20 protein-coding genes are annotated in these 23,634 nt (G+C 73.8%); 5 read left to right on the top strand and 15 right to left on the bottom strand.

Going from position 1 to position 23,634, the window contains the following annotated elements:
* Positions 1 to 57: 57 nt before the first annotated feature.
* From ACFOW4_RS08215 to ACFOW4_RS08205, 3 genes are all read right to left on the bottom strand, one after another.
* Entirely contained in the window at positions 58 to 681 is a 624-nt protein-coding gene (locus ACFOW4_RS08215; protein WP_377526117.1) for a hypothetical protein, read from the bottom strand.
* Positions 682 to 3,044: 2,363 nt separating this feature from the next.
* Positions 3,045 to 4,577: a replication-associated recombination protein A gene (locus ACFOW4_RS08210; protein WP_377525958.1), complete on the bottom strand. Its 1,533-nt coding sequence runs from the start codon at positions 4,575 to 4,577 to the stop codon at positions 3,045 to 3,047.
* Between the two features lie 75 nt (positions 4,578 to 4,652).
* Positions 4,653 to 4,865: a hypothetical protein gene (locus tag ACFOW4_RS08205; RefSeq protein ID WP_377525956.1), complete on the bottom strand. Its 213-nt coding sequence runs from the start codon at positions 4,863 to 4,865 to the stop codon at positions 4,653 to 4,655.
* Between the two features lie 139 nt (positions 4,866 to 5,004).
* On the opposite strand from ACFOW4_RS08205, the gene ACFOW4_RS08200 reads away from it, so the two are divergent.
* Positions 5,005 to 5,799 (top strand): GNAT family N-acetyltransferase, encoded by a 795-nt coding sequence (locus ACFOW4_RS08200; RefSeq protein WP_377525955.1) that lies wholly within the window; start codon positions 5,005 to 5,007, stop codon positions 5,797 to 5,799.
* Positions 5,800 to 5,827: 28 nt separating this feature from the next.
* Here the strand turns inward: ACFOW4_RS08200 and ACFOW4_RS08195 are convergent, their stop codons facing one another.
* The 4 genes from ACFOW4_RS08195 to aspS form a co-directional block, all read right to left on the bottom strand.
* Positions 5,828 to 7,198, bottom strand: coding sequence for an MFS transporter (locus ACFOW4_RS08195; RefSeq protein WP_377525953.1), 1,371 nt, complete (start codon positions 7,196 to 7,198; stop codon positions 5,828 to 5,830).
* A complete protein-coding gene (locus ACFOW4_RS08190) occupies positions 7,195 to 7,794 on the bottom strand; it encodes a helix-turn-helix domain-containing protein (RefSeq protein WP_377526115.1) in 600 nt (199 codons plus the stop codon). Before ACFOW4_RS08190 ends, ACFOW4_RS08195 begins: the two co-directional genes overlap by 4 nt.
* 95 nt (positions 7,795 to 7,889) lie before the next feature.
* On the bottom strand, positions 7,890 to 8,702 hold the full coding sequence (locus ACFOW4_RS08185; protein ID WP_377525952.1) for a sugar nucleotide-binding protein: 813 nt from the start codon (positions 8,700 to 8,702) through the stop codon (positions 7,890 to 7,892).
* A 94-nt stretch (positions 8,703 to 8,796) separates the two neighbouring features.
* On the bottom strand, positions 8,797 to 10,602 hold the full coding sequence (gene aspS / locus ACFOW4_RS08180; protein WP_377525950.1) for an aspartate--tRNA ligase: 1,806 nt from the start codon (positions 10,600 to 10,602) through the stop codon (positions 8,797 to 8,799).
* Positions 10,603 to 10,758: 156 nt separating this feature from the next.
* Between aspS and ACFOW4_RS08175 the strand changes: the two genes are divergently transcribed.
* Positions 10,759 to 11,448, top strand: coding sequence for a DUF998 domain-containing protein (locus tag ACFOW4_RS08175; RefSeq protein WP_377525949.1), 690 nt, complete (start codon positions 10,759 to 10,761; stop codon positions 11,446 to 11,448).
* A gap of 60 nt (positions 11,449 to 11,508) precedes the next feature.
* On the opposite strand, the gene ACFOW4_RS08170 is transcribed toward ACFOW4_RS08175, so the two are convergent.
* Both ACFOW4_RS08170 and ACFOW4_RS08165 read right to left on the bottom strand, forming a co-directional pair.
* On the bottom strand, positions 11,509 to 12,558 hold the full coding sequence (locus ACFOW4_RS08170; protein WP_377525947.1) for a S1 family peptidase: 1,050 nt from the start codon (positions 12,556 to 12,558) through the stop codon (positions 11,509 to 11,511).
* Positions 12,559 to 12,833: 275 nt separating this feature from the next.
* Positions 12,834 to 13,310, bottom strand: a complete 477-nt coding sequence (locus tag ACFOW4_RS08165) for a winged helix-turn-helix transcriptional regulator (RefSeq protein ID WP_377525946.1) — start codon at positions 13,308 to 13,310, stop codon at positions 12,834 to 12,836.
* A gap of 55 nt (positions 13,311 to 13,365) precedes the next feature.
* On the opposite strand from ACFOW4_RS08165, the gene ACFOW4_RS08160 reads away from it, so the two are divergent.
* The gene (locus ACFOW4_RS08160) at positions 13,366 to 13,872 is read left to right on the top strand and encodes a PaaI family thioesterase (protein ID WP_377525945.1); all 507 of its coding nucleotides are present in this window, start codon (positions 13,366 to 13,368) and stop codon (positions 13,870 to 13,872) included.
* 12 nt (positions 13,873 to 13,884) lie between these two features.
* On the opposite strand, the gene ACFOW4_RS08155 is transcribed toward ACFOW4_RS08160, so the two are convergent.
* The 3 genes from ACFOW4_RS08155 to ACFOW4_RS08145 form a co-directional block, all read right to left on the bottom strand.
* Positions 13,885 to 14,829: an acyl-ACP desaturase gene (locus ACFOW4_RS08155; RefSeq protein WP_377525943.1), complete on the bottom strand. Its 945-nt coding sequence runs from the start codon at positions 14,827 to 14,829 to the stop codon at positions 13,885 to 13,887.
* 67 nt (positions 14,830 to 14,896) lie between these two features.
* Entirely contained in the window at positions 14,897 to 16,225 is a 1,329-nt protein-coding gene (gene hisS / locus ACFOW4_RS08150; protein ID WP_377525941.1) for a histidine--tRNA ligase, read from the bottom strand.
* Positions 16,226 to 16,298: 73 nt separating this feature from the next.
* Entirely contained in the window at positions 16,299 to 17,012 is a 714-nt protein-coding gene (locus tag ACFOW4_RS08145) for an MBL fold metallo-hydrolase (RefSeq protein WP_377525939.1), read from the bottom strand.
* Between the two features lie 178 nt (positions 17,013 to 17,190).
* Between ACFOW4_RS08145 and ACFOW4_RS08140 the strand changes: the two genes are divergently transcribed.
* Both ACFOW4_RS08140 and ACFOW4_RS08135 read left to right on the top strand, forming a co-directional pair.
* The gene (locus ACFOW4_RS08140) at positions 17,191 to 18,075 is read left to right on the top strand and encodes a peptidylprolyl isomerase (RefSeq protein ID WP_377525938.1); all 885 of its coding nucleotides are present in this window, start codon (positions 17,191 to 17,193) and stop codon (positions 18,073 to 18,075) included.
* A 58-nt stretch (positions 18,076 to 18,133) separates the two neighbouring features.
* Positions 18,134 to 18,973 carry a peptidylprolyl isomerase gene (locus tag ACFOW4_RS08135; RefSeq protein WP_377525936.1) on the top strand — a complete coding sequence of 280 codons (840 nt, stop codon included), beginning with the start codon at positions 18,134 to 18,136 and terminating at the stop codon, positions 18,971 to 18,973.
* 66 nt (positions 18,974 to 19,039) lie between these two features.
* On the opposite strand, the gene ACFOW4_RS08130 is transcribed toward ACFOW4_RS08135, so the two are convergent.
* The 3 genes from ACFOW4_RS08130 to secF all read right to left on the bottom strand — a co-directional run bounded on the left by ACFOW4_RS08130 (position 19,040) and on the right by secF (position 23,633).
* Complete coding sequence (locus tag ACFOW4_RS08130; protein ID WP_377525935.1) at positions 19,040 to 21,568, bottom strand: RelA/SpoT family protein; 2,529 nt, start codon at positions 21,566 to 21,568, stop codon at positions 19,040 to 19,042.
* Between the two features lie 170 nt (positions 21,569 to 21,738).
* Positions 21,739 to 22,305 carry an adenine phosphoribosyltransferase gene (locus ACFOW4_RS08125; RefSeq protein ID WP_377525934.1) on the bottom strand — a complete coding sequence of 189 codons (567 nt, stop codon included), beginning with the start codon at positions 22,303 to 22,305 and terminating at the stop codon, positions 21,739 to 21,741.
* A 131-nt stretch (positions 22,306 to 22,436) separates the two neighbouring features.
* Positions 22,437 to 23,633: a protein translocase subunit SecF gene (gene secF, locus ACFOW4_RS08120; RefSeq protein ID WP_377525932.1), complete on the bottom strand. Its 1,197-nt coding sequence runs from the start codon at positions 23,631 to 23,633 to the stop codon at positions 22,437 to 22,439.
* Between the last annotated feature and the right edge of the window lies 1 nt (position 23,634).

Genomic DNA, 23,634 nt, shown 5'->3' with positions numbered 1-23,634 from the left:
AACGGGAGCGGGTGGGCCCGCCAGCCCCAGACCCTACCGTCCGTGATGGAAACCGGCTCACGACGGTGAGGGTGTCACGTCGCCCAGTGGGTCCGCGCTGACCGTGGGGAACGGGTCCTCTCCGGTCAGTGACGGATCGGTGCTCGGCTGTGGTCGGGTCCGCTCGTCGTCGATCGCGTTGCGGACCTTCACCGACACCAACGAGCCGGTGCACTCTCCCGCTGCGGCCGACGGATCGGGAGACGGCACGATCGCCGGCTCGCCGTCGACCGGCGGCGGTACGCAGGTCGGCTCGCGTACCCAGAGGTCGAGGGTCAGCTCGTCGCGGCGCCAGCAGGTGTACTTGCCCTTCGCGGGCTGCTCCGGGCAGCGCGTGACCTTCCAGGGACGCCAGCCGTCCTGGCGCAGCGCGCTCTCGTAGACCTTCGCGGTCTCGTCCGGTGACTTCTGGGAGGTGACCGTGCGCTCGCGCAGTCGACAGTCGAGCAGGCACCAGCGGCTGCCGCTGACGTCGTCCACCGTCTTAGCCGCCGCCCAACCCGGCACGTTGAGCTGGTCCAGGGTGTCGAAGACCGGGTCCCGGCTCAGCGTCCGGATGCCGAAGTAGAGCGGCAGTGCGCCCAGCAGCACCAGGCTCACCAGCGCCAGCACCGCCATCCGGAGCCGCCGACGCTCGCGCATCTGCCGGCGCAGCTCGGAGCGGGCACCACCCGAGCCGGTGGGGGCGTCGTCGTCGGCCCCGTCCGGACCGGTCGGGCGCAGCCCGGGGCCGTCCGCCGGCTCCGGCGTGGGGTGCTCGGGCACCGGACCGACCGGTGGCACCACCGCGGCGGCCCGAGCCACCGCGACGGGCTCGCCGGGGCGGCCGGGTGGCGGCGGCACCGGGGGGACACCGGTCGGCTCGGGGCGGCCCGGCTCGCGGTGCGGTGGCAGGGCCCGCCCGGCGGCACGGTCTGCCGGCGCCGGTCGGGCGGCGGCCCGGACCACCGGCGCCGCGCCGCTCGGTGGGTTGCCGCTCCGCTCGTCGGGGGCGGGTGGGCGACCCGGGCCGTCGGGCCCGGAGACCGGGCGTGCGGCGGCGCGGACCGGGCCGTCCGGACGAGGTGGACCGCCGGGGCCGGTGACGGGCCGCGCGGCGGCGCGGACCGGACCGTCCGAACGAGATGGACCATCGGAACCGGCGCCCGCACGGGCCGGCCGCTCGCCGCCCGGCCGGGCGGCACCTCGGGCCGCCTCGGGATCCTGCTCGGGCCGGGGCGGACCGTCGACCCCACGGCGGACCGCACCGGAGACCGGCGGGGTGGCGGACGCGGGGCCGGCGCCGGAGACCGGCCGGCCCCGACCGTCGGGGGCGGAACGCGGCGGGACAGCGCCTTCCGCAGCGCGGAGGCCGCGACCGGCGGTGTCCGGACCGGACCGGCGGGTGTCCGGACCGGGCCGGACGGCACCGCGGGACGCGCCGGGCTGCGGTTCACCTCGACGGCCGGTGGACTCGACACCGGGTACGCCGGGCTGCGGGGCGCCCCGACGGCCGGTCGGGCGCTCGCCGGTGGGGCGGCCCGGCTGTGGCGGGGCGCTGCCCCGACCGCCGGTCGGCTGCTCGCCGGTCGGGGCATCGCCGGTGGGCCGGGCGGGTTGCCGGCCACCCGGACCGGCCACGGCCGGTTGCTGGCCGGACGTCTCGCCAGCCCGACGGCCCGTGGCGCGCTCCGCCGTCCGGTCCGCGGCGGCGGAGCGGCGGCCGAGGGACCGGTCGGTCGGATCGTCCGCGGGTGGTGCTGCCGCGCGTCGTCCAGGGTCGCCGGCGGGCGGGGCCGTGGAACGGTTGATCACCGGCAGCGCGGGATCGGTGTGCGGCAGGCGACCCGCCTGGCGCAGCCAGTCGGCCGGCCGTTCCGGGCGGTCGGCCCGGGGCTCGCCGCCCCGCCGGGACGGGTCGGGCTGCTCGGACGATGCCCGCCGGGACGGGTCGGGCTGCTCGGACGCGGCGCGTCGGTGGCGCTCGGGGCCGTCCTCCGAGGCGGGGGGCGGCGCGGCGGCGCGAGCGGCGGCTGCACGGGTCGGTACCGGCGGCGCGTTGCCCGAACGCGGTACCACCGGCTCGTCGGGCTCGGCGGCTCGGCGGCGCCCACCGGTGGCCGGCCGGGCGGCGGCGCGACCGGTCGGCTCCGGTCCGGCGGGCGCGGCGGGATCGACCGGGCCGGGGCGACGCCGGCCGGCCGCGTCGGGAGGCAGCGGTCGACCGGGCTCGGTGGGCGCGGGCCGCCGACCCTGCTGGTCGAGTTCGGGGCGGCGCCCGGGCGGCACGTCCGCGGGACGCCCCGGTGGCATGGCGTCCGATGCGCGTCCCGCTGGCATGGCGTCCGATGGGCGTCCGGGCGGGGTGGCCGAGGTCGGCGGGCCGACCGGCGGGACCGCCGCCGCCGCGCGCGGGCGGGTCGGGCCGGTCGGGGAGCCGGAGGTCGGGCGCGGCGTGGCCGGGTCCTCCCCGACCGGACGGGCAGCGCCGGGCGGCGGTGCCGCGGCGGGTCGGGGACCGGTGCCGGGCACCGGCACCGCCCCGCGCCGCACCGGTTGACCCGGTCCCGGCTGCCCGGGGGTGCCGGCGCGGCCGGCCTGGGGTCGGTCGGTGGCGGGCCGCTCGTCCGGGCGGCGCTGGGCTGGTGGCGGCGCCTCGCCGGGCCAGGGCCCGTCGACGGGGCGGCGCGGGCCGGCGCCGTCCGGCTCGCCACGGCGCACCGGCGGTGTGGCGGACGGTCCACCGGAGGCGCGTCCGGGCGGGGGCGCGTCCGGACCCGGTCGGCCGGGACCGGCGGGCGCCGACGCGCCGCGCGGCGCACCGGGACCCGCCGGGGCGCCGTCCGGGCCCAGCTCGGTGCGCTGCTGCTGGGCCGACCGCAGGTCGTCGATCCAGCCGAACTCCTCGCCGGCGACCGGCTCCTCCGGCTCGGCCTCGGCTCGGCCGCGACCCCAGCGGCGGCCCTTGGCGCGGGGATCGCGCCGCTCGTCCGGGCCCTCGTCCGGCCGTTCCGCACCACGCGATTTCACTGTTGACCCTCTCCCGCGGCGTCGCTGCCGCTCTCCTGCGCCGTGCCGGCACCGCCGGTGCCCGTCGTCGATCGACCGTGCGTGCCCGCACCGTTCGCCGCAGGCTCGGCGCTCGGCCCGGCCGCCGGGGGCTCCGGTCGGGTGGCCGGGGCCGGCAGCCCGCGCACGATCCGGCGCAGCACCGGCAACCGGGTGGCCACCGACCGCTCCGCCCCGTGCGGGCTCGGCCGGTAGTAGTCGGTGCCCACCAGGTCGTCGGGGACGTACTGCTGGGTGACCACGCCGCGCTGGTCGTCGTGCGGATAGCGGTAGCCCGTCCCGTGGCCCAACCCCCGGGCGCCGGCGTAGTGCGCGTCGCGCAGCCCGCGCGGAACCGACCCACCCCGACCGGCACGCACGTCGGCGATCGCGGCGCCGATGGCGGTGGTGGCCGAGTTCGACTTGGGTGCGGTGGCCAGGTGGATCACCGCCTGGGCCAGGTTGAGCTGGGCCTCCGGCAGCCCGACGTACTCGACCGCGTGGGCTGCGGCCGTGGCCACGCTCAACGCGCCGGGGTCGGCCATGCCGACGTCCTCGCTGGCGAAGATGACCAGCCGGCGGGCGATGAACCGGGCGTCCTCGCCGGCGACCAGCATCCGGGCCAGCCAGTGCAGCGCCGCGTCGACGTCCGAGCCGCGCATGCTCTTGATGAACGCGCTGGTGACGTCGTAGTGGGCGTCGCCGTCGCGGTCGTAGCGCACGGCCGCCACGTCGACCGCCTGCTCGGCGGTGGCGAGGTCGATCCGCCCGGTGCCGAGTGCGGTGGCGGAGGCGGCCGCGGCCTCCAGCGCGGTGAGTGCCTTGCGGACATCACCCGCGGCCAGCCGCACCAGATGGTCCTCGGCCCCGGCTTCGAGGGTGAGCGCGCCGCCCAGGCCACGCTCGTCAGCGACCGCGCGGCGCAGCAGGCCGCGTACGGCGGCGTCGTCCAGCGGCTGGAGGGTGAGCAGTACGCACCGGGACAGCAGTGGGGAGATGACCGAGAAGTACGGGTTCTCGGTGGTCGCCGCCAGCAGTGTGACCGTACGGTCCTCGACGGCGGCGAGCAGTGAATCCTGCTGGGTCTTGCTGAACCGGTGCACCTCGTCGATGAAGAGCACGGTCTGCGGGCCGCCGGAGCGGCGCTGGCGGCGTGCCGTCTCGATGACCGCCCGGACGTCCTTGACCCCGGCGGAGAGCGCCGACATGGCCACGAAGCGGCGGTCGGTGGCCCCTGCCACCAGGTGCGCGATGGTGGTCTTGCCGCTGCCCGGCGGTCCCCAGAGGATGACCGACATCGGGGTGGCGCCGGAGACCAGCTGCCGCAGCGGCGCGCCCGGGGCGAGCAGGTGGTCCTGCCCGACCAGCTCGTCGAGGTTGGCGGGACGCATCCGGACGGGCAGGGGCGAATCGTCCGCTACCGGAGTGAACCCGTCGACACCGGCGGGACCCGGGGGCGCGCTGGGCGTCCCGGCGGGTGCACCGAGGGAGAAGAGGGCGTCGGACTCCATCACGAAGACAGTACCGGGCTCGACCCGCGACGCCGGAATCGCGCCGTGGGCCGGGCCGTCGGTGATCTGTTCCGGTCAGCCGCGACCGGGGCGCCGACCGCGGTACCAGCGCCCGCCGCCACCGCCGCGGGGGCCGCTGCCCACCCCGGCCAGGTAGAGGGAGAGCAGCAGGAGGCCGAGCATCAACAGGGTGGTCTGGTTGAACAGGTCCGGCGCGCCGAAGTCCGTGTTGAGCAGGTCGATCAGGAGGGCGAAGCCGAAGACGATGGCCGCGAGAATGGCGAGCATGTGAATCCTCCGGTGGGGGTTACCAGTAGGTCGGCGCGGGATGTACCCAATCGGTCGACTCGCCAATCTCCATCCTGGACCGCCCCGCCCGGCCGGACACCCGGTGCCCGGCGCCTGGCCGGCTCCTAGGCTGGAGGGCATGATCACCGCCGACCAGGTTCTCCAGGGCCGGGCCGCCATCCTGGCCGCCGCCGGCCACCACCCGTACGCCCGACACGCGCTGTGGCGCGGCGCACCGGCGCGCGGCTACCGGCACGACGGCGCCGTGGTCTGGCTGTTGCCGGCGGAGCACGGCCCGGCCGCCGGCGCGATCGGGCCGGCCGCGGCGGCGCTCGACGTCTGCGTCGCGTTGGCTGGCGACGGGCTCCTGCGGGCCGGCCAGTGGGTGCACCTGCCCCGGGTGGACGCGGCCTGGCTGCCGGGGCGGCTACCGGTGGTCCGGCACGACGAGTGGGACTTCCTCTGGACCGGTACGCCGCCGCCGGCGCAGCCGGGCGAGGAGCGGGTGGAACGGCTCACCGACGCCGACCACCCGATGCTGACCGCGCTGATCGACGCGGCGTTCCCGACCACCACCTCCCGTCCGGGGGATCCCCGGGTCGTCGACTGGTACGGCATCCGCGACGGCGACCGGCTGGTGGCCTGCGGCGCGGACCGCAGCCGGGGCGACATCGGCTTCGTCGCCGGCCTGACCGTGGCGCCGGAGCAGCGGGGTCGCGGGTTGGGCGCGGCGCTGACCGCCGGGATGACCCGCGCCCTGCTCACCCGGCACGACACCGTGGGGCTGGGCGTCTACACCGACAACGTCGGCGCGATCCGGCTGTACCGGCGGCTCGGCTTCACCGGCACGCTGCCTCGCAGCTCCCTGCACCTGGCTGAGGTGAAGGAAGGGCCCCCTGTTAACGCCGGACGCAGGGCAGGGGCCCCTTGCTAACACCAGGCGGCACCATCAGCGCACCGCCTCAGGTGGCGTTGCCGCTCGCTCCGGTGGCGCCGGCCGGGGTGCGGTCGTCCGCGCCCGGCAGGCCGGAGGTTGGACCGGCCGGGTCGAGGTCAGGTTCGCCGTCGACCTGACCGGCCGACGCCGCGTCGGACCGGACCGCCCGGCCGGCCCGCCAGGCCGGCAGGTAGAGCGGCGCGGCCACGGCCAGCACCACCGCGCCGACCACCATCGCCGTGGTCACGCTGGTGGTGGCGGCGAGCCCGAGCAGGAGCACCCCGCCGAGCGCGCCGGCCGGCTGCGCCATCATCGAGTTCAGCGAGAGCACGCTGGTCCGGTACGGGCCGTCGACCTGCCGGTGCAGCAGCCCGCTGTGCAGCGGGTTGGACGCGCCGTGCACGGCGTAGCAGGCCAGGTAGGCCAGCAGCACCCCGACCGGCCCGGCGAACAGGCCCATCCCGACCACCGTCACGCCCTGTGCGATCCGGAGCAGGGCGGCACCGGGCGCGGCGCCGGGCCAGCGCAGCATCAGCGGGGTCAGCGCGGCGCCGGCCGCAGAGGCGAGCCAGGCGGCGGAGCTGGCGGGCCCGAGCAGCGCGGCGGCGCGTTCCGGGTCGCCGAGCACCTCGGAGAGCCGCAGCGGCAGCAGAGACTCGAAGGTCACCATGCCGAAGCCCCAGAACAGTTCCACCGCCACCAGCGCCAGCAGCACCCGGGATCGGCGCAGCAGCCCCACCGCCTCGCCGATCATGCGGGGGGCTTGCGCCACCGAGGCGCGCAGCGCCGCCACGCCGACGGCCGGCCGCCGCTCGACCAGCAGGACCAGCAGCGCCAGCTGAGCCGCCGCCTGGGCGACGACGGCGACCAGGACGGGCAGGGTCAGCGCGCTGACCGGACCGACCGGACCCAGCGCGACCAGGCCACCGCTGAGCAGAGCGCCGGCGCCGATGGCCGCGCCGATGACGGTGCCCGCATGGCCGAGGCCGCGCTCGTACGTCGCCTGCGGGTCGGCCGCGAGGGTGGCGTCGACGTACCAGGACTCCAGCGGGCCGCTGTCCAGGGCCCGGTAGACGCCCTGCAACGCCCACACCAGGAAGAACAGCGCGAACGAGTCGGCCACCGCGAACAGTGCCAGGGAGACGAGGTTGAGCGCGCCGGCGGCCAGCAGGACCGGCCGGCGGCCGAGGGCATCGGCGAGCCCGCCGGTGGGCAGCTCCAACGCGAGCACCAGCAGGCCCTGTGCGGTGCCGACCAGGCCGATCTGTGGCAGGGTCAGGCCACGCTCCTGCATGAGCAGGATCATGACCGGGATCATCAGTCCGGTGGGCAGCCAGCGCAGGCCGTGCAGCAGCAGGAAACGGCGCCGGACCTGGGATACGGACAGGGTGCTCATCGCCCCTCCTCGATCAGCGGGTAGGCGGACAGGAAGATCTGCACCTGCTCGGCACCGGGCTCGTCCGGGTCGGCCTCGGCGTGGTAGCGCTCCAGGACCCGCCACAGCTCTTCCTTGAGCGCCTCCAGCCGGGCGGGCGGGATGGTCATGAAGATGTCGCCCATGCCGAGGGCGTCGCGCCAGGCGGGCGACCACTCGTGCTGGACGGCGAACCAGCGCTCGGCGTGCTCCACCAGGTGGCGTACCTGGTCGCCCTGGATCCACTCGATCGCGGCCCGGGCGTCCGGGTCGTCGTCGAAGTCGGTGGGCTCCCAGTCGGTGACGTCGTGGGCCGCCCGCCACCACCGCTGCCGGCCGCTGCCGAGGTCGGGGGCCTCCACGACCAGGCCGACCTCGGCGAGCTGGCGCAGGTGGTAACTGGTGGCGCCGGTGTTGGTGTGCAGCCGCTCGGCCAGGGCGGTGGCGGTGGCGGGGCCGTGCACCCGCAGCGCCCCGACGAGCCGCATGCGCAGCGGGTGCGCCAGCACCCGCACCTGCCGGTGGTCCAGCCGCACCGCGCGCGGCTCGGGCCGCCGCCTCGTCCCGTCGTCGTCCATGTCCCCGCTCATGATTAGCACAATAACTGTGCACACTTTCTATGCACAAGAGGTGTGCAAAGAAAGTGTGCACCGGAGAGGATGAGCGGGGCCGGTCAGGGCGTGAGCAGCTCGCGGACCCCGCGCAGGCGCGTACGCAGCAGGGCGGCGGCGCGGGTGCAGTCGAGGCGTACCTCGGTGGGTCCACCCACGCCGGCGGCGACGCTGGTGGTGGTCTTCAGGCCGGCCGGGTCCAGGCCGTGCCGCGCGGCGACGAGCAGGCCCAGCTCGGCGCGGCTGACCGCGTCCGGGCCGGCCACGTTGAGCGGGCCGGCGTGGTCGTCGTCGACGAGTTCGAGGACAGCGTCGGCCAGGTCGGTGACGTCGACCGGGCAGCGGATCATGTTGCTGAACAGGGCGGCCCGGCCGGCGAGCGCGTCCCGGCAGAGCTGGATCTGCTTGCTGCCCTCCCCCAGGATCAGCGAGGTGCGCACCAGCGCGGCGCCCGGATCGACGGCCCGCACGGCGGTCTCGGCCGCCGCCTTCGCGGCTCCGTACGCGTACACCGGGGTGGGCGCCTCGTCGTCGGCGTAGGGCGTCCGACGGCCGGCGTGCAGCGCGTCGCTGGACAGGTGCACCAGCCGGGCACCCACCTCGGCGGCGGCCACCGCCACGTTGGCGGCCCCGTCGGCGGTGACCGTCCAGTCGCCGTACCGGTAGGGCGTACCCACCACGGCATCCGGCCGCACCTCGGCAACCAGCGCGCGCACTGCGGTCCGGTCGGTCACGTCCAACCGGCGCCCCGTGACCCCCGGCACCTCAAGGACACCCGAGTGGTACGTCCCGACCACCGACCACCCGAGGCCCAGCGCCCGCCGGCACACCTGCCCACCAAGAAACCCACTGGCCCCCACCACGAGCACCCGCATCACACCACTCCCCCGTAGACGATCAAGAGGTTCGCGTCACCTCGACCGGGCGATGATGACGCAAACCTCTTGATCAACCAAACGGGTGGTGCGGTCAGACGGGGTCGGCTACCGGGGCGGCGGGGCCGGCGGTGCCGGTGTGGGCGGTGGCCTGCGGCTTCGGCTTGGCGTCGATGCCGGCCTCGGTGCGCTGCTGGGTGGTGATCGGCGTCGGGGCGCCGGTCAGCGGGTCGAAGCCACCCCGGGTCTTCGGGAAGGCGATGACCTCGCGGATCGAGTCGGCGCCGGAGAGCAGCATGCAGACCCGGTCCCAGCCGAACGCGATGCCGCCGTGCGGCGGGGCGCCGTACTTGAACGCCTCCAGCAGGAAGCCGAACTTGTCCTGCGCCTCCTCGGGGGTGATGCCGAGCAGGTCGAAGACCCGCTTCTGCACGTCGCCCCGGTGGATACGGATGGAGCCGCCGCCGATCTCGTTGCCGTTGCAGACGATGTCGTACGCGTACGCCAGCGCCCGGTCCGGCGCCTCCTCGAACCGGTCCACCCACTCGGCGTTCGGCGAGGTGAACGGGTGGTGCACGGCCGTCCAGCCACCCTCGTCCGTGCGCTCGAACATCGGCGCGTCGACCACCCAGCAGAACGCCCAGGCGCTCTCGTCGATGAGGCCGGACCGCTTGGCGATCTCGATGCGGGCCGCGCCGAGCAGCTCCTGCGCCTCGCGGGCGTGGGCGCCGGCGGCGAAGAAGACCGCGTCGCCCGGCTTGGCGCCGACCGCGTCGGCGAGCCCGCCCAGGTGCTCGGCGGAGAGGTTCTTCGCCACCGGGCCGCGCGCCTCGCCGGTCTCGGCGTCGAGCACCACGTACGCCAGGCCCCGGGCGCCGCGCGCCTTGGCCCAGTCCTGCCAGCCGTCCAGCTCCTTGCGGCTCTGCGCCGCCCCGCCCGGCATCACGACCGCGCCGACGTAGCCGCCCGCGTCGATGGCGCCGGCGAAGACCCGGAACTCGGTGCCGCGCAGGTAGTCGGTCAGCTCGGTCAGCTCCACGCCGTAGCGCAGGTCCGGCTTGTCCGAGCCGTACCGGGCCATGGCGTCGTGCCAGGTGATCCGCGGGATGGGCCGGGAGATCTCGTGCCCGGCCAGGTCCTTCCAGAGCGCCGAGACGATCGCCTCGCCGAGGTCGATCACGTCCTCCTCGGTGACGAAGGACATCTCGATGTCGAGCTGGGTGAACTCCGGCTGCCGGTCGGCGCGGAAGTCCTCGTCGCGGTAGCAGCGGGCGATCTGGTAGTACCGCTCCATGCCGCCGACCATGAGCAGCTGCTTGAACAGCTGCGGCGACTGCGGCAGCGCGTACCAGCTGCCGGGCTGCAGGCGCACCGGCACCAGGAAGTCGCGGGCACCCTCCGGCGTGGACCGCGTCAGCGTCGGGGTCTCGATCTCCAGGAAGTCCCGCTCGTGCAGCACGCCCCGGGCGAGCTGGTTGGCGCGCGAGCGCAGCCGCATCGCCTTCGCCGGGCCGCTGCGGCGCAGGTCCAGGTAGCGGTACTTGAGCCGGATGTCGTCGCCGGCCTCGACCTGGTCGTCGACCGGCAGCGGCAGCGGCGCGGCCTCGGAGAGCACCTCCAGCTCGGCGGCGGTCACCTCGACCTCGCCGGTGGGCAGCTCCGGGTTCTCGTTGCCCGCCGGGCGGCGGGTCACCTCGCCGGTGACCTTCACGCAGAACTCGTTGCGCAACGCGTGCGCGTCCTCCTCGCGGAAGACCACCTGGACCACGCCGGAGCCGTCGCGCAGGTCGACGAAGATGACGCCGCCGTGGTCGCGCCGGCGGGCCACCCACCCGGCGAGCGTCACCGTCGAGCCGGCGTCCGCGGCGCGCAGGCTTCCGGCATTGTGGGTACGGATCACGGCTGGCAACTCCTCATCGTGGAACAGTCCTCACCGGCATTCTGTCAGGGGCGGCGGTCGTTCCTCCCGGGCACCCGGCAGGCCGGGACGAATGGTCGCCGGGGCAGGCCGGCGAACTCCGGCTCGGTGGTGCCGCCGCACGGTTACCGTGACCGGATGCGCGCCGTACCGAACTGGGCCGTGGCCACCGCGGCGGCGGCACCCGCGCTGCTGGTGACCGGATGGACGGTCGCCGGCGCGCGACAGCCCGCCGGCTACGACCCGGTCCGGGACACCATCAGCGAACTGGCGGGGTCGGGTGCGACCGACGCCTGGATCATGACCGCCTGTCTCGTGCTGCTCGGCTGCTGCTACCTGGCGACCGCCGCCGTGCTGCACGCGGCGGGTCTGCCCAGTCGCTTCCTGCTCGCCGTCGGCGGGATGGCCACCATCGCGCTGGTCGCCTTCCCCCGGCCGCAGGTCGGCGGCTCCATCGAGCACGGCACCGTGGCGACCGTGGCCGTGCTCGCCCTGGTGCTCTGGCCGGCCGGCTCGGCGCTGTGGCTGCCGCGCGGCCCGGACGCCGCGCACCCGACCCGGCCGCAGCGGCCCTGGGCGTTCCGCCGGTCGGTGGCGCTGAGCGTCACCGCGGTGCTGCTGTGCCTGTTCGGCTGGTTCGTGTACGAGGTGACCGGCGGCTCCCGGACCGGGCTGGCCGAGCGGGTGGCGGCGCTGGCCGTCGCGCTCTGGCCGCTGCTGGCGGTGCTCTCCACCCGGCGGGCGCACCTCGCCGGAACGGCCCTCCCGCTCCCCCACGCGGATCGGCCCGCACCGCGTCGCGCCGGGTCCGACCATCGCCCGGGATAGCCGGGGTACGCGCGACGCGGGCCGCCGGAGTTCTCCGGCGGCCCGCAGGTGGTGGATCGATCAGAAGACGCTGACGCCGTAGCGGCTCAGCGCCTCGGTGACCGGCTGGAAGTAGGTCGTGCCGCCGGTGCGGCAGTTACCGCTGCCGCCGGAGGTCAGGCCCAGCGCGGTGCCGCCGGCGAACAGCGAGCCGCCGCTGTCGCCCGGCTCGGCGCAGACGTTGGTCCGGATCAGGCCGGAGACCGAGCCCTCGGCGTAGTTCACCGTGGCGTTGGTCGCGGTCACCGAGCCGCCGCGCAGGCCGGTGGTGCTGCCGGAGCGCTGCACCGCCTGGCCGACGGAGGCGTTGCCGGCGCCGGTGATGTCCCGGTAGCTGCCGTTGTAGAGGTAGACGTTGCCGGCGGCGTTGGCGGAGTTGCTGTGCCGCACGATGCCGTAGTCGTTGCCCGGGAAGCTGGTGCCGGTCCGGGTGCCGATCAGGTTGGTCTGGGCGGAGTTCGAGTACCAGCTCGACGAGATGTTGGTGCAGTGCCCGGCGGTCAGGAAGTAGTAGGTGCTGCCGCTGCGCACGTTGAAGCCGAGCGAGCAGCGTCCACCGCCGCCGGCGTAGATGGCCTGGCCACCGGAGATCCGGGTGCTCAGCACGCCGGCCTCGGCCTCGATCCGTACCGCGCCGTTGGCCCGCGCGGCGGCGGCCTTGACCCGCTCCAGCTTGGCGCCCGTGACGGTGCTGTCGACGGAGACGACGACCTGGTTGGTCACCGGGTCGCTCCACCAGGCGGTGCCCGGGATCTTCGCGGAGCGCTCCAGCTCGGCGGTGGCCCGGTTGAGCTCGGCCGCGCCGCGGGTGACGTAGCGGACGGTGGCGCCGGCGCTGCTGGCCTTGCGGGCGGCGCCCGCGTCGGTCACGGTGACGACGGTCTTACCACTGGCGTCGATGTACGAGCCGGCGGAGCGGTCACCGAGCTGCGCGGCGAGGGCGGCTCCGGCGTCGGGCGAGGCGGCGGGGGCAGCCTGAGCGGGCGCGCCGATGAGCGAGCCGACGACCAGGGTTCCGGCCACGGCGGCGGTGGTGACCGCGTGGCGGAGCGAGGACCTCGTGGGTCGCATGTAACAACCTCCTGGGCGGGGGATCGGGTCGCACCGGAGACGGTGAGACCCGGGGGGACAACCCGGCCGATCTGGGGAAACTGGCCAGGCTGAACTGAAGTATTCACATACTTAAGATCATTGACAAGACCTGGTTTCGTCCGGATTCGTCGATCTTCGCCGGTCACACCGCCGCAACACCCCCGACACATCCGGAGACCCCCGCCGTCACACCGCGGCCGCGGCGGATCGGTTCCGGACAGCGCGCCGCACTGCGGCTCGGCGACGGATGAGGGTCAGGCGGTACGGCGGCGGGCGCCAGGGCCCGGCCGCGGCACCACGTCGCGGGGTTGACGCACCTCGTGCCCGTCCGCGCACCGCAACTCGACGCGCACCTCGGCGCCACAGTCGCGGTGCCCGACGCTCAGCGGCGAGCCGTCCGGATCGGCGAGGTAGCGGTCGCCCCAGCCGAGCACGGCGACCAGAACCGGCCAGAGGTCGAGGCCCTTCTCGGTCAGCCGGTACTCGTGGCGCAACCGGCTGCCCGGCTCGCGGTACGGCTCCCGGCGCAGCACGCCCTGCTCGACCAGGGCGCCCAGCCGGTTGGTGAGCACCTGGCGCGGGATGCCGGTACGCACCCGCATGTCGTCGAAGCGGCGCACGCCGCTGAACACCTCGCGGAGCACCACCATCGTCCACCGCTCGCCGAGGATCTCCATCGCCCTCGCGATGGTGCAGTTCTCGACCGACCAGTCCAGCGCCGCGGGCTTCATCCGACCAGGCTAGGTCTCATTGACAGACTCAGCAACGCGCTGCCAGGCTGAGTCCATGACACAGACGCAGGAGCCGGCGCGCAGCCGGACGTTCACCTGGTCGGATCCGGCGGCGAACGCGGCGCAGCTCGGCCAGCGCAGCGGCCTGGAGCTGCTCCGCGCGATGATCGCCGGTGAGCTGGCCGCACCGCCGGTGATGCACCTGATGGACATGGCCCGGATGGAGGCCGACGAGGGCCGGGTGGCCGTGGAACTGGTGCCGCAGGAGTTCCACTACAACCCACTCGGCACCGTCCACGGTGGCGTCATCTCCACCCTGCTGGACACCGCCGCCGCCTGCGCCGTGCACACCACGCTGCCCGCCGGGGTGGGCTACACCTCGCTGGACCTGAGCGTGAAGTTCCTCCGGCCGGTCACCGTGGCGAGCGGCACGCTGCGGTGCGAGGGCACCGTGCTCCAGCGGGGTCGCCGCACCGCCCTGGCCGAGGCCCGGCTCACCGACACCCGGTCCCGCCTGGTGGCCCACGCCACCAGCACCTGTCTCCTCTTTCCCCTGGACTGACGGGCAACCGGGTCAGCGCACGGAGCTGAGACGGGCGGCGCGGGCGGCGCGCTTCTCCTCGAAGCGGGAGGCGGCGCGCTCCAGGTCGTCGAGCTGGCGGGCGAGCTGCTCACGCGCGGCCTCGCCGTCGGCGTTGAGGCCGGTCACGTTGAACACGTCCCACTGGCGCAGCACCGGCACCAGCACCTCGTCGCGGTGCTGGCGCAGGTCGTAGATGCCGGCCAGGGCGATCGCCACCGACTTGCGGGCGAAGCCCTCGATGCCGTTGCCCGGCATCTGGAAGTCGGCCACCACGTCGGCGACGGCCCGCATGGCCTGGCTGGGCGCCAGCTCGAAGGCGGCCGCGAGCAGGTTGCGGTAGAAGATCATGTGCAGGTTCTCGTCGGCGGCCACCTTGGCCAGCAGGGCCTCGCAGGTCGCGTCGCCGGTGGCCTTGCCGGTGTTGCGGTGCGAGATGCGCGTCGCCAGCTCCTGGAACGACACGTACGCAAGCGAGTGCAGCACCTCGTCGCCGTGCGCGTTCTGGTAGCCCTCGGACATGTGCGTCATCCGCGCGCGCTCCAGCGCGACCGGGTCGACCGCCCGGGTGACGGTCAGGTAGTCGCGGATGGCGACGCCGTGTCGGCCCTCCTCGGCGGTCCAGCGGTGCACCCAGGTGCCCCAGGCGCCGTCCCGGCCGAAGAGGGTGGCGATCTCGTGGTGGTACGAGGGCAGGTTGTCCTCGGTCAGCAGGTTCACGATCAGCGCGGTACGCGCGACGTCCGGGATGGTGGAGTCGGTCGGCGCCCACGGCTGCCCGCCGAGCGGCCCGTCGAAGGTGCGCCCCTCGCTCCACGGCACGTACTCGTGCGGGAACCACTCCTTGGCGACCGCGAGGTGGCGGTCCAGGTTGCGGGCGACCACCGGCTCCAGCTCGACGAGCAGGGCGGTCTGGCTGAGTGTGGTGCTCACGGTCACGAGAAACTCCCTACGGTGGCGTAACTTACGCCACCGTAGGTCCCCGCGGCCGTACGCGCCAGTAATGTCAGTGGACCAGCGGCTTCAGGTCCTCCCGGGGCGGCGTCCACTCCCCCGCGTTCGCCGCCACCTGCTCGCCGGAACGGATGTCCTTCACCTCGTCCGGCGCACCGTCGACGCCCGGGAACCAGACGTACGGGATGCCCCGGCGCTCGGCGTGGCGGATCTGCTTGCCGAACTTTGCGGCGCTCGGCGACACCTCGGTCGGCACCCCGCGCCCGCGCAGTTCCTCGGCCACCCGGTTGCTGACCCCGCGCCGCTCCTCGCTCAGCACCGCGACCAGCACGGCGGTCGGCACCTCACGGGAGATCGACAGCTCCCCGGCGCCGAAGAGCAGCCCGAGCAGCCGGGTCACCCCGATCGAGATGCCCACGCCCGGGTACGACACCGCGCCGGCGGTGGCCAGGCTGTCGTACCGGCCGCCGGAGCAGATCGAGCCGAAGCGCTCGTACCCGCGCAGCTGGGTCTCGTACACCGTGCCGGTGTAGTAGTCCAGGCCGCGGGCGATGCGCAGGTCCGCCACGCACAGACCAGGCGAGTGCTCGGCGGCGGTCTCCACCACCCGGACCAGCTCCTCGATGCCCTCGTCCAGCAGCGGGTCGTCGACGCCCAGCGCGCGCACCGCGTCGGCGAACGAGGCGTCCGGTGCGGAGATCTCCGCCAGCGCCAGACACGCCTTGGCCTGCGCCTCGCTCGCCCCGGCGGTCTCGGCCAGCAGCTCGGCCACCTTCGCCGGACCGATCTTGTCGAGCTTGTCGACCGCGCGCAGCGCCGCCACCGGGTCGGTCAGCCCGACGCCCCGGTAGAAGCCTTCGTTGATCTTGCGGTTGTTGACCTGGATGGTCACCGGCGGGATCGGCAGGGCGCGCAGGGCGTCGCCGATGACCAGCGGCATCTCCGCCTCGTGGTGCGGGGCCAGGGTGTCCCGGTCGACGATGTCGATGTCGGCCTGCATGAACTCCCGGTAGCGCCCCTCCTGCGGCCGCTCGCCCCGCCACACCTTCTGGATCTGGTAGCGGCGGAACGGGAAGGCCAGCTTGCCGGCGTTCTCCAGCACGTAGCGGGCGAACGGCACGGTCAGGTCGAAGTGCAGGCCGAGCTGGTCGTCACCGGCCGCCCCCTCGGCGTCGGCGTGCAGCCGCCGGATCACGTAGACCTCCTTCGAGGTCTCGCCCTTGCGCAGCAACTGGTCGAGGGGCTCGACCGCGCGGGTCTCCAGCGGGGCGAAGCCGTACAGCTCGAAGGTGGCCCGGATCCGGTCGAGCACGAACTGCTCGATCATCCGCTGGGCGGGCGTCCACTCCGGGAAGCCGGAGATGGGCGTGGGCTTGCTCATCGGCGTACTCCTTGCGGTTCCGCGTCGTGGCGCGGGTGCGGTCTGGGGTCCGCGCACGGCGCGGACGCGGGGGCTAGAGGCCCCGGGTGGGAGCCGCCGGGCGGCCGGCCTCCGCCACCTCGATGAGGTACGGGTTGCTGGCGCGTTCGCGGCCGATGGTGGTGGTGGGGCCGTGCCCGGGCAGCACGACGGTGTCGTCGGCCAGCGGCAGGATCTTGTCGCGCAGGCTGGTGAGCATCGCCGGCATGCTGCCGCCGGGCAGGTCGGTGCGGCCGATCGAGCCGGCGAAGAGCACGTCGCCGGAGAGGCAGATCTCGTCGGCCTCCCACGAGGACCCGGCGCCGGGCAGGCGGAACAGCACCGACCCGCCGGTATGGCCGGGGGCGTGGTCGACGGTGATCTCCAGGCCGGCCAGCGCGAGGGTCGCGCCGTCGGTCAGCTCCGCCACGTCCTCGGGCTCGGTGTAGCTCAGCCGCCCACCGAAGAGCGCCTTCAGGTCGGCCGACAGGCCCTTGGCCGGATCGGCCAGCATCTCCCGGTCGCCCGGGTGCACGTAGGCCGTGATGCCGCGGGCGCCGCAGACCGGCGCGACCGAGAAGGTGTGGTCGAGGTGCCCGTGGGTGAGCAGCACGGCGGCCGGATGCAGGCGGTGCTCGGCGAGCAGCGCGTCGAGCTGGTCGAGCACCCCGATGCCGGGGTCGACGACCACGCACTGCTCCCCCGGCGCGGTGGCCACCACATAGCAGTTGGTGCCGAAGGCGTCCGCGGGAAAGCCGGCCACGAGCACGGGCGCTGTCCTTCCGTCGAGCTGTCGTCCTGCCCCCGCAGCCTAACCGCCCTCGTACACCACATTCCCAGTCGGTAGCCGTACACTCTGGCGGGCGTGTGGCGCGGCGCACGTGCCGCCCACCGGGCCGGGCCGCCCGGCCCCCCGCGACGACCAGGCAGAGGAAAGGGGAGCACGCGTGGCTTCCAGCAGGGACCGGCAGCGCAAACTCGCGCGGGCCAAGCTCGACCGGCAGTTGGCCCGCCGGGCCGCCGCCGCCCGGCGCCGTCGGCAGATCCAGGCCGGTGTGGGCGCCGTCGTGGTCCTCGCGCTGATCGTCGTCGGCTCGGCCTGGGCGCTGGGCGCCTTCGACTCCGACCCGAAGAAGAACACGGCCGCGGAGGACGTCTGCCTCTGGACGCCGCAGGACGCGACGGCCAACACCAACCTCAAGGACGTCGGCACCCCGGAGACCACCGGGCTGCCCACCGAGGGCACCCGGGCGATGACCGTGACCACCAACCAGGGCGCGCCGATCACCGCCCAGCTGGACCTGGCCTCCGCCCCGTGCGCCGCGGCGAGCATCGCCCACCTCGCCGGCAAGTCGTTCTACGACAACACCAAGTGCCACGAGATCACCGCCGAGGGCGCGCTGCGCTGCGGCGATCCCAGCGGCACCGGCCTCGGCGGGCCGGCCTACTCGTTCTACGACGAGAACATCCCGACCGCCCCCTCGCCGTCCCCGTCGGCCAGCCCGGCGCCCGGCCAGCCGCCCACGTACCCGAAGGGGACCGTGGCGATGATCGCCAACCCGCCGGGTGCCAACGGCAGCCAGTTCCTGATCTTCTTCAAGGACTTCACCACCGCCGACCCGAAGTATTCGGTCATCGGGCGGGTCACCGGCGGTCTGGACGTGGTGGAGAAGATCGGTGCCCTCCCGACCGTGGACAATGGGACGGGAGCCAAGGTCAAGCCCAAGACCGACGTGCTGATCCAGAGCCTCACCGTCGGTGCGCCGGCCACCGCCGCGACACCGTCGCCGTCGGCCTCCGGCGCTCCGGCCAGCAGCCCGAGCGCCGGCTGACCGGTCGCCCCACCCCACCCAGCGGCACCCGAAGCAGACAGTCCAGGAGGATCCAGGCGTGACGTCCACCAGAGAGCGGCAGCGCGCGGCGGCACGCGCCCGACTCGAGAAGGAGATGGCCGAGCGCGCGGCCAGGGCCCGTAAGCGCCGGCAGACCCAGGCGATCATCGGAGCGGGCGCCGCGCTGGTGCTCGTGGTCGCCGGCACCGTGTGGCTGGCAATGAGCCTGGGCGGTGACGACAAGAAGGCCGGCACCGACGCCGCGGCCCCCGGCGCGGCCGAGTGCGTCTACAACCAGCTCCCCGCCGACCAGCGCACCAAGCAGATCAAGGACGTCGGGGCGCCCAGCAACCAGCAGTCCGGCACCGGCGTGCAGACCTTGACGATCGACACGAACCTGGGTCCGATCACCGCCAAGGTCGACCGGTCGCTGGTGCCGTGCACCGCGGGCAGCTTCACCCACCTCGCCGAGAAGAACTTCTTCGACAACACCAAGTGCCACCGGCTGGTAACCGAGGGCATCAAGGTGCTCCAGTGCGGCGACCCGAGCGCGACCGGCAAGGGCTGGCGGGACACCGACGGCACCGGCGGCCCGTCGTACAAGCTGCCCGAGGAGAACCTGCCCACCGACAAGCGTCCGCCGTACCCGGAGGGTGTCATCGCGATGGCCAACTCGGGCCAGCCGGGCAGCACGGGCAGCCAGTTCTTCATCGTCTACGGCGACTCGCCGCTGGACGCCGCGTACACCGTGCTGGGCACCGTCACCGGTGGCCTGGACATCGTCAAGGACGTGGCCAAGGCCGGCGACGACGGGGCGTTCGCCCAGCAGGCCGGCGGCGGCCACCCCAAGAAGGAGGTCATCATCAAGGACCTCACGATGAGCGCGCCGCAGGGCTGACGCCCACACGCACGACGAAGCGCCCGCCGGCTGAGCCGGCGGGCGCTGTCGTGTGCGGGGTACGCGTCAGGCGCCGGAGGTGACCCGGTAGGCGTCGAAGACGCCGTCGACCTTGCGGACGGTGGCCAGCAGGTGGCCCAGGTGCTTCGGGTCGGCCATCTCGAAGCTGAACCGGCTGACCGCCACCCGGTCCCGGGTGGTGGTCACGGTGGCCGACAGGATGTTGACCCGCTCGTCGGAGAGCACCCGGGTGACGTCGGCCAGCAGCTTGTGCCGGTCCAGTGCCTCCACCTGGATGGCGACCAGGAACGTCGAGGCGGAGGTCAGCTTCCAGCTCACCTCGACCACCCGCTCGGGCTGCGCCCGCAGGTCCTCGGCGTTGGCGCAGTCGTCGCGGTGCACACTGACCCCGCCGGAGCGGGTGACGAAGCCGAAGACCGAATCCGGTGGCACCGGGGTGCAGCAGCGAGCCAGCTTGATCCAGACGTCGCTGACGCCACGGACCACCACGCCGGGGTCGCTGCTGCTCTGCCGGCTGCGCGGCGGCCGGGTGGCGACGGCGGTCTCGGCGATGTCCTCCGCCGCGCCCTCCTCGCCGCCGTACGCGGCCATCAGCTTCTGCACCACCGACTGGGCCGAGACCTGGCTGTCGCCGACCGCCGCGTACAGCGACGCCACGTCGGCCAGGTGCAGGTCCCGCGCGATCGACATCAGCGCGTCGGAGGTGAGCATCCGCTGCAACGGCATGCCCTGCTTGCGCATCGCCTTGACGATCGCGTCCTTGCCGGCCTCGATCGCCTCCTCGCGGCGCTCCTTGTTGAAGTACTGCCGGATCTTGGTGCGGGCCCGGGGGCTCTTGACGAAGCCCAGCCAGTCCTGTGTGGGGCCGGCGGTGTCGGACTTCGACGTGAAGATCTCGATCACGTCGCCGTTGGACAGCGTCGACTCCAACGGCACCAACTTGCCGTTGACCCGCGCCCCGATGCACTTGTGCCCCACCTCGGTGTGCACCGCGTACGCGAAGTCCACCGGCGTCGACCCGGTCGGCAGGGGGATGACGTCACCCTTCGGGGTGAAGACGTACACCTCCTGGCTGGACAGGTCGAAGCGCAGGGCGTCGAGGAACTCGCTCGGGTCCGCCGCCTCGCGCTGCCAGTCCAGCAACTGCCGCAGCCAGGTCATCTCGTCGATGTGCGCCGGCGGGCCGACGATCTGGGTGCCCTTGTGCTCCTTGTACTTCCAGTGCGCGGCGATGCCGAACTCCGCGGTGCGGTGCATCGCGTAGGTGCGGATCTGCATCTCCACCGGCTTGCCGGTGGGCCCGATGACCGTCGTGTGCAACGACTGGTACATGTTGAACTTGGGCATGGCGATGTAGTCCTTGAACCGGCCCGGCACCGGCTGCCAGTTGGCGTGGATCACGCCCAGCGCCGCGTAGCAGTCGCGCACGGTGTCGACCAGGATCCGCACGCCGACCAGGTCGTAGATGTCGTTGAAGTCGCGACCCCGCACGATCATCTTCTGGTAGATCGAGTAGAGGTGCTTCGGCCGACCGGTGGTCTCGGCCTTGATCTTGGCGGCCTTGAGGTCGGTCTGCACCTTCTGGGTCACCTGGCGCAGCAGCGCCTCGCGCTGCGGCTGGTGCTCCCCGATCAGCCGGTTGATCTCCTCGTAGCGCTTCGGGAACAGCGTGCCGAAGGACAGATCCTCCAGCTCCCACTTGATCGTGTTCATACCCAGCCGATGCGCCAGCGGGGCCAGGATCTCCAGCGTCTCCTTGGCCTTCTGCTCCTGCTTGGGGCGCGGGAGGAAGGTCAGCGTGCGCATGTTGTGCAGCCGGTCGGCCAGCTTGATCACCAGCACCCGCGGGTCCTTGGCCATGGCCACGACCATCTTGCGGATCGTCTCGGCCTTGGCCGCGTCGCCCAGCTTGACCTTGTCGAGCTTGGTGACGCCGTCGACCAGCAGGGCCACCTCGCCACCGAAGTCGGCGCGCATCGCGTCGAGGGTGTACTCGGTGTCCTCGATGGTGTCGTGCAGCAGCGCCGCGACCAGGGTGGTGGTGTCCATCCCCAGGTTGCCCAGGATGGTGGCGACCGCGAGCGGGTGGGTGATGTACGGGTCGCCGGACTTGCGGTACTGCCCGGAGTGCCACCGGGCGGCGGTGTCGAAGGCGCGCTGGAGCAGCCGCGCGTCGGCCTTGGGGTGGTTGTCCCGGTGGCTCGCGATGAGCGGCTCCAGGACCTCGCTGACCTGCGAGGTCTGCCAGGGCGCGTTGAACCGGGCGAGCCGGGCCCGCACCCGGCGGCCGGTGGGCGCGTTGGACAGCCCGAAGCCGCCGCTGGGCAACGGGTCGGTCGAGCCGTCGGTCGGGAACGGGACCACGACCCCGTCGGCACCGGGCAGCGCCTCCGCCACGGGCGCGCCGCCGGTCGTCGGGGTCGCACCGGAGCGGATGATCTCGGCCGGGCCGGAACCGTTGCCGGCGTCCGTTACCCGGGCCTTCGCGTCAGCGCTCCGCTCGGTCACCGAGCCGTCCGCGTCGCCTGTCGGGTGCACCGTGCCCTCCGCCGGAGGGACGACATCGTGGGACACCGGCCTCCTCACCGCTCGCCGGAAAAAGCCGGCCGTACGTCGGCCCGCCTGGTCTCCTGCCGCCGGACGGGGGTACCGCCGGCGTCAGCAAAGGGCAATGCTACCCGCACGGACGGTCCCCTGCCGCTCCGCCGGACGGTCGGCGCGGGGTGGGCCCGACGGGTCGGCGGTCAAACGGTCAGGAGGGCATGCACCGGACGCGGGGACAGCCGCTCGCGCCCGCCCAGGAAACCCAACTCCAGCAGCACGGTGAAGCCGGTGACGGTCCCGCCGGCGCGCTCGACCAGGTCGAGCGTGGCCTCGGCGGTGCCACCGGTGGCCAGCACGTCGTCGACCACCAGCACCCGGTGCCCGGCGGTGAAGGCGTCCTCGTGCAGTTCGAGGGTGGCCTCGCCGTACTCCAGCGCGTAGGTGGCCGAGTAGGCCGGTCGGGGCAGCTTGCCGGCCTTGCGCACCGGCACCACACCCACTCCGGTGGCGTACGCGACGGCCGCCGCGATGACGAACCCGCGCGCCTCGATGCCCACCACGGCGTCGAAGGACCCCGGCCCGTGGTACGCGATGATCCCGTCGATGACCTCGCGGAACGCCTCGCCGTCGGCGAAGAGCGGCATGAGGTCCTTGAACAGGACACCGGGCTTGGGGAAGTCGGGCACGTCCAGCACCCGGCTGGCCACCAGTTGGGCGGTCTGTGGCCCGCTGTCCCCGCGCGCCCCGTTGCTGTGGGTCTCCGTCACGGCAGTGGTGTTTCCCTTCACGACGACGGCGTCGGCTCGCTGCTCACACGGACGACGGCGTCCGGCTTGCTGCTCGCACAGCATGCCGGACGCCGTCGGGGCGTTTCCTCCCGGGTCGCCCCGGGTGTCGGTCAGCGCCGCTTGGCGCCGCCCGGCCGGTTGCCGCCGCCACCGGGGCGTCCGCCCCGGGCGCCGGTGGGCCGCTTGCCCACCGGGCGGGCGCCGACCTTGGGAGCGGCGCCGGCCAGCGCGGCGGCCTCCGGGTCGAGCGGGGCGTCGGCGTCCTCGCCGGCCTGGGCCGGGCGGGCTGCGCCCTTGGCGGGGATCTCGCCGCGGGCCACCGCGCCCCGGCGGGCGAGCACCCGCTTGTTGTGCGCCTGGATGCGCGGGTCGTAGTTCTTCAGCAGCACCAGCAGCGGCGTGGCCACCAGGATGGAGGTCAGGAACGCCACCGCCATACCGACGAAGAGCACCAGACCGAGGTCCTTCAGCGTGCCGGCGCCGAGCAGGCCGGCGCCGATGAAGAGCAGACCGCCCACCGGGAGCAGGGCGACCACCGAGGTGTTCAGCGACCGCATGAGGCTCTGGTTGATGGCCAGGTTGGCCGCCTCGCCGTACGTCTGGTTGTTGTTGGCGGTGATGCCGCGGGTGTTCTCCTGCACCTTGTCGAAGACCACCACCACGTCGTAGAGCGCGAAGCCCAGGATGGTGAGGAAGCCGATGATCGTCGACGGGGTGACCTCGAAGCCGACAAGCGAGTAGATGCCGGCGGTGAGGATCAGGTTCATGAACAGCGACGAGACGGCCGCGACCGCCATCCGCCACTCGAAGCGCAGGATCAGGTAGACCATCACCAGCGCGATGAAGATGATCAGACCGAGCAGCGCGCGGTCGGTGACCTGGCTGCCCCACGCCTCGCTGACCTGGTTGCCGCTGATCTGGTTGGCGTTGATGTCGAACCGCTGGGCGACGTCGCTCTTGACCGCGTTGGCCTGCTCGGCGCTGAGCTGACCGGTGCGCATCTCGTAGTAGTCGCCGCCGGGGCCGCCGACCTTCTGGGCGGTGACCACCTCGACGCCGGTGTTCTTGGCGGCCAGCGCCGCGTCGACCTGCCGCTCGGCGTCGTCCAGGGTGCCGACGCTGGCCGGCACCTGGAACGAGTTGCCACCGGCGAACTCGATGCCGAGTTGGAAGCCGCGCAGCGCGAAGCTGAGGATCGCGACCAGGATCAGCGCGCCGGCGACGCTGAACCACAGCTTGCGCCGGCCGATGATGTTGAGACCGGCCTCACCGTTGTAGAGGCGGCTCGCCAGACCATTCTCAGCCATG

The organism is Micromonospora sp. GCM10011542 (assembly GCF_042650685.1).
Lineage (GTDB): Bacteria > Actinomycetota > Actinomycetes > Mycobacteriales > Micromonosporaceae > Micromonospora.
The sequence above is the reverse complement of the archived record's forward strand: the minus strand, read 5'-3'. Positions and strand labels throughout refer to the sequence as shown.

Coding starts and splice junctions, on each gene's coding strand:
- ACFOW4_RS08215 (WP_377526117.1), bottom strand. CDS start 681: ATGCGCGAGCGTCGGCGGCTCCGGATGGCGGTGCTGGCGCTGGTGAGC.
- ACFOW4_RS08210 (WP_377525958.1), bottom strand. CDS start 4,577: ATGGAGTCCGACGCCCTCTTCTCCCTCGGTGCACCCGCCGGGACGCCC.
- ACFOW4_RS08205 (WP_377525956.1), bottom strand. CDS start 4,865: ATGCTCGCCATTCTCGCGGCCATCGTCTTCGGCTTCGCCCTCCTGATC.
- ACFOW4_RS08200 (WP_377525955.1), top strand. CDS start 5,005: ATGATCACCGCCGACCAGGTTCTCCAGGGCCGGGCCGCCATCCTGGCC.
- ACFOW4_RS08195 (WP_377525953.1), bottom strand. CDS start 7,198: ATGAGCACCCTGTCCGTATCCCAGGTCCGGCGCCGTTTCCTGCTGCTG.
- ACFOW4_RS08190 (WP_377526115.1), bottom strand. CDS start 7,794: ATGGACGACGACGGGACGAGGCGGCGGCCCGAGCCGCGCGCGGTGCGG.
- ACFOW4_RS08185 (WP_377525952.1), bottom strand. CDS start 8,702: ATGCGGGTGCTCGTGGTGGGGGCCAGTGGGTTTCTTGGTGGGCAGGTG.
- ACFOW4_RS08175 (WP_377525949.1), top strand. CDS start 10,759: ATGCGCGCCGTACCGAACTGGGCCGTGGCCACCGCGGCGGCGGCACCC.
- ACFOW4_RS08170 (WP_377525947.1), bottom strand. CDS start 12,558: ATGCGACCCACGAGGTCCTCGCTCCGCCACGCGGTCACCACCGCCGCC.
- ACFOW4_RS08165 (WP_377525946.1), bottom strand. CDS start 13,310: ATGAAGCCCGCGGCGCTGGACTGGTCGGTCGAGAACTGCACCATCGCG.
- ACFOW4_RS08160 (WP_377525945.1), top strand. CDS start 13,366: ATGACACAGACGCAGGAGCCGGCGCGCAGCCGGACGTTCACCTGGTCG.
- hisS (WP_377525941.1), bottom strand. CDS start 16,225: ATGAGCAAGCCCACGCCCATCTCCGGCTTCCCGGAGTGGACGCCCGCC.
- secF (WP_377525932.1), bottom strand. CDS start 23,633: ATGGCTGAGAATGGTCTGGCGAGCCGCCTCTACAACGGTGAGGCCGGT.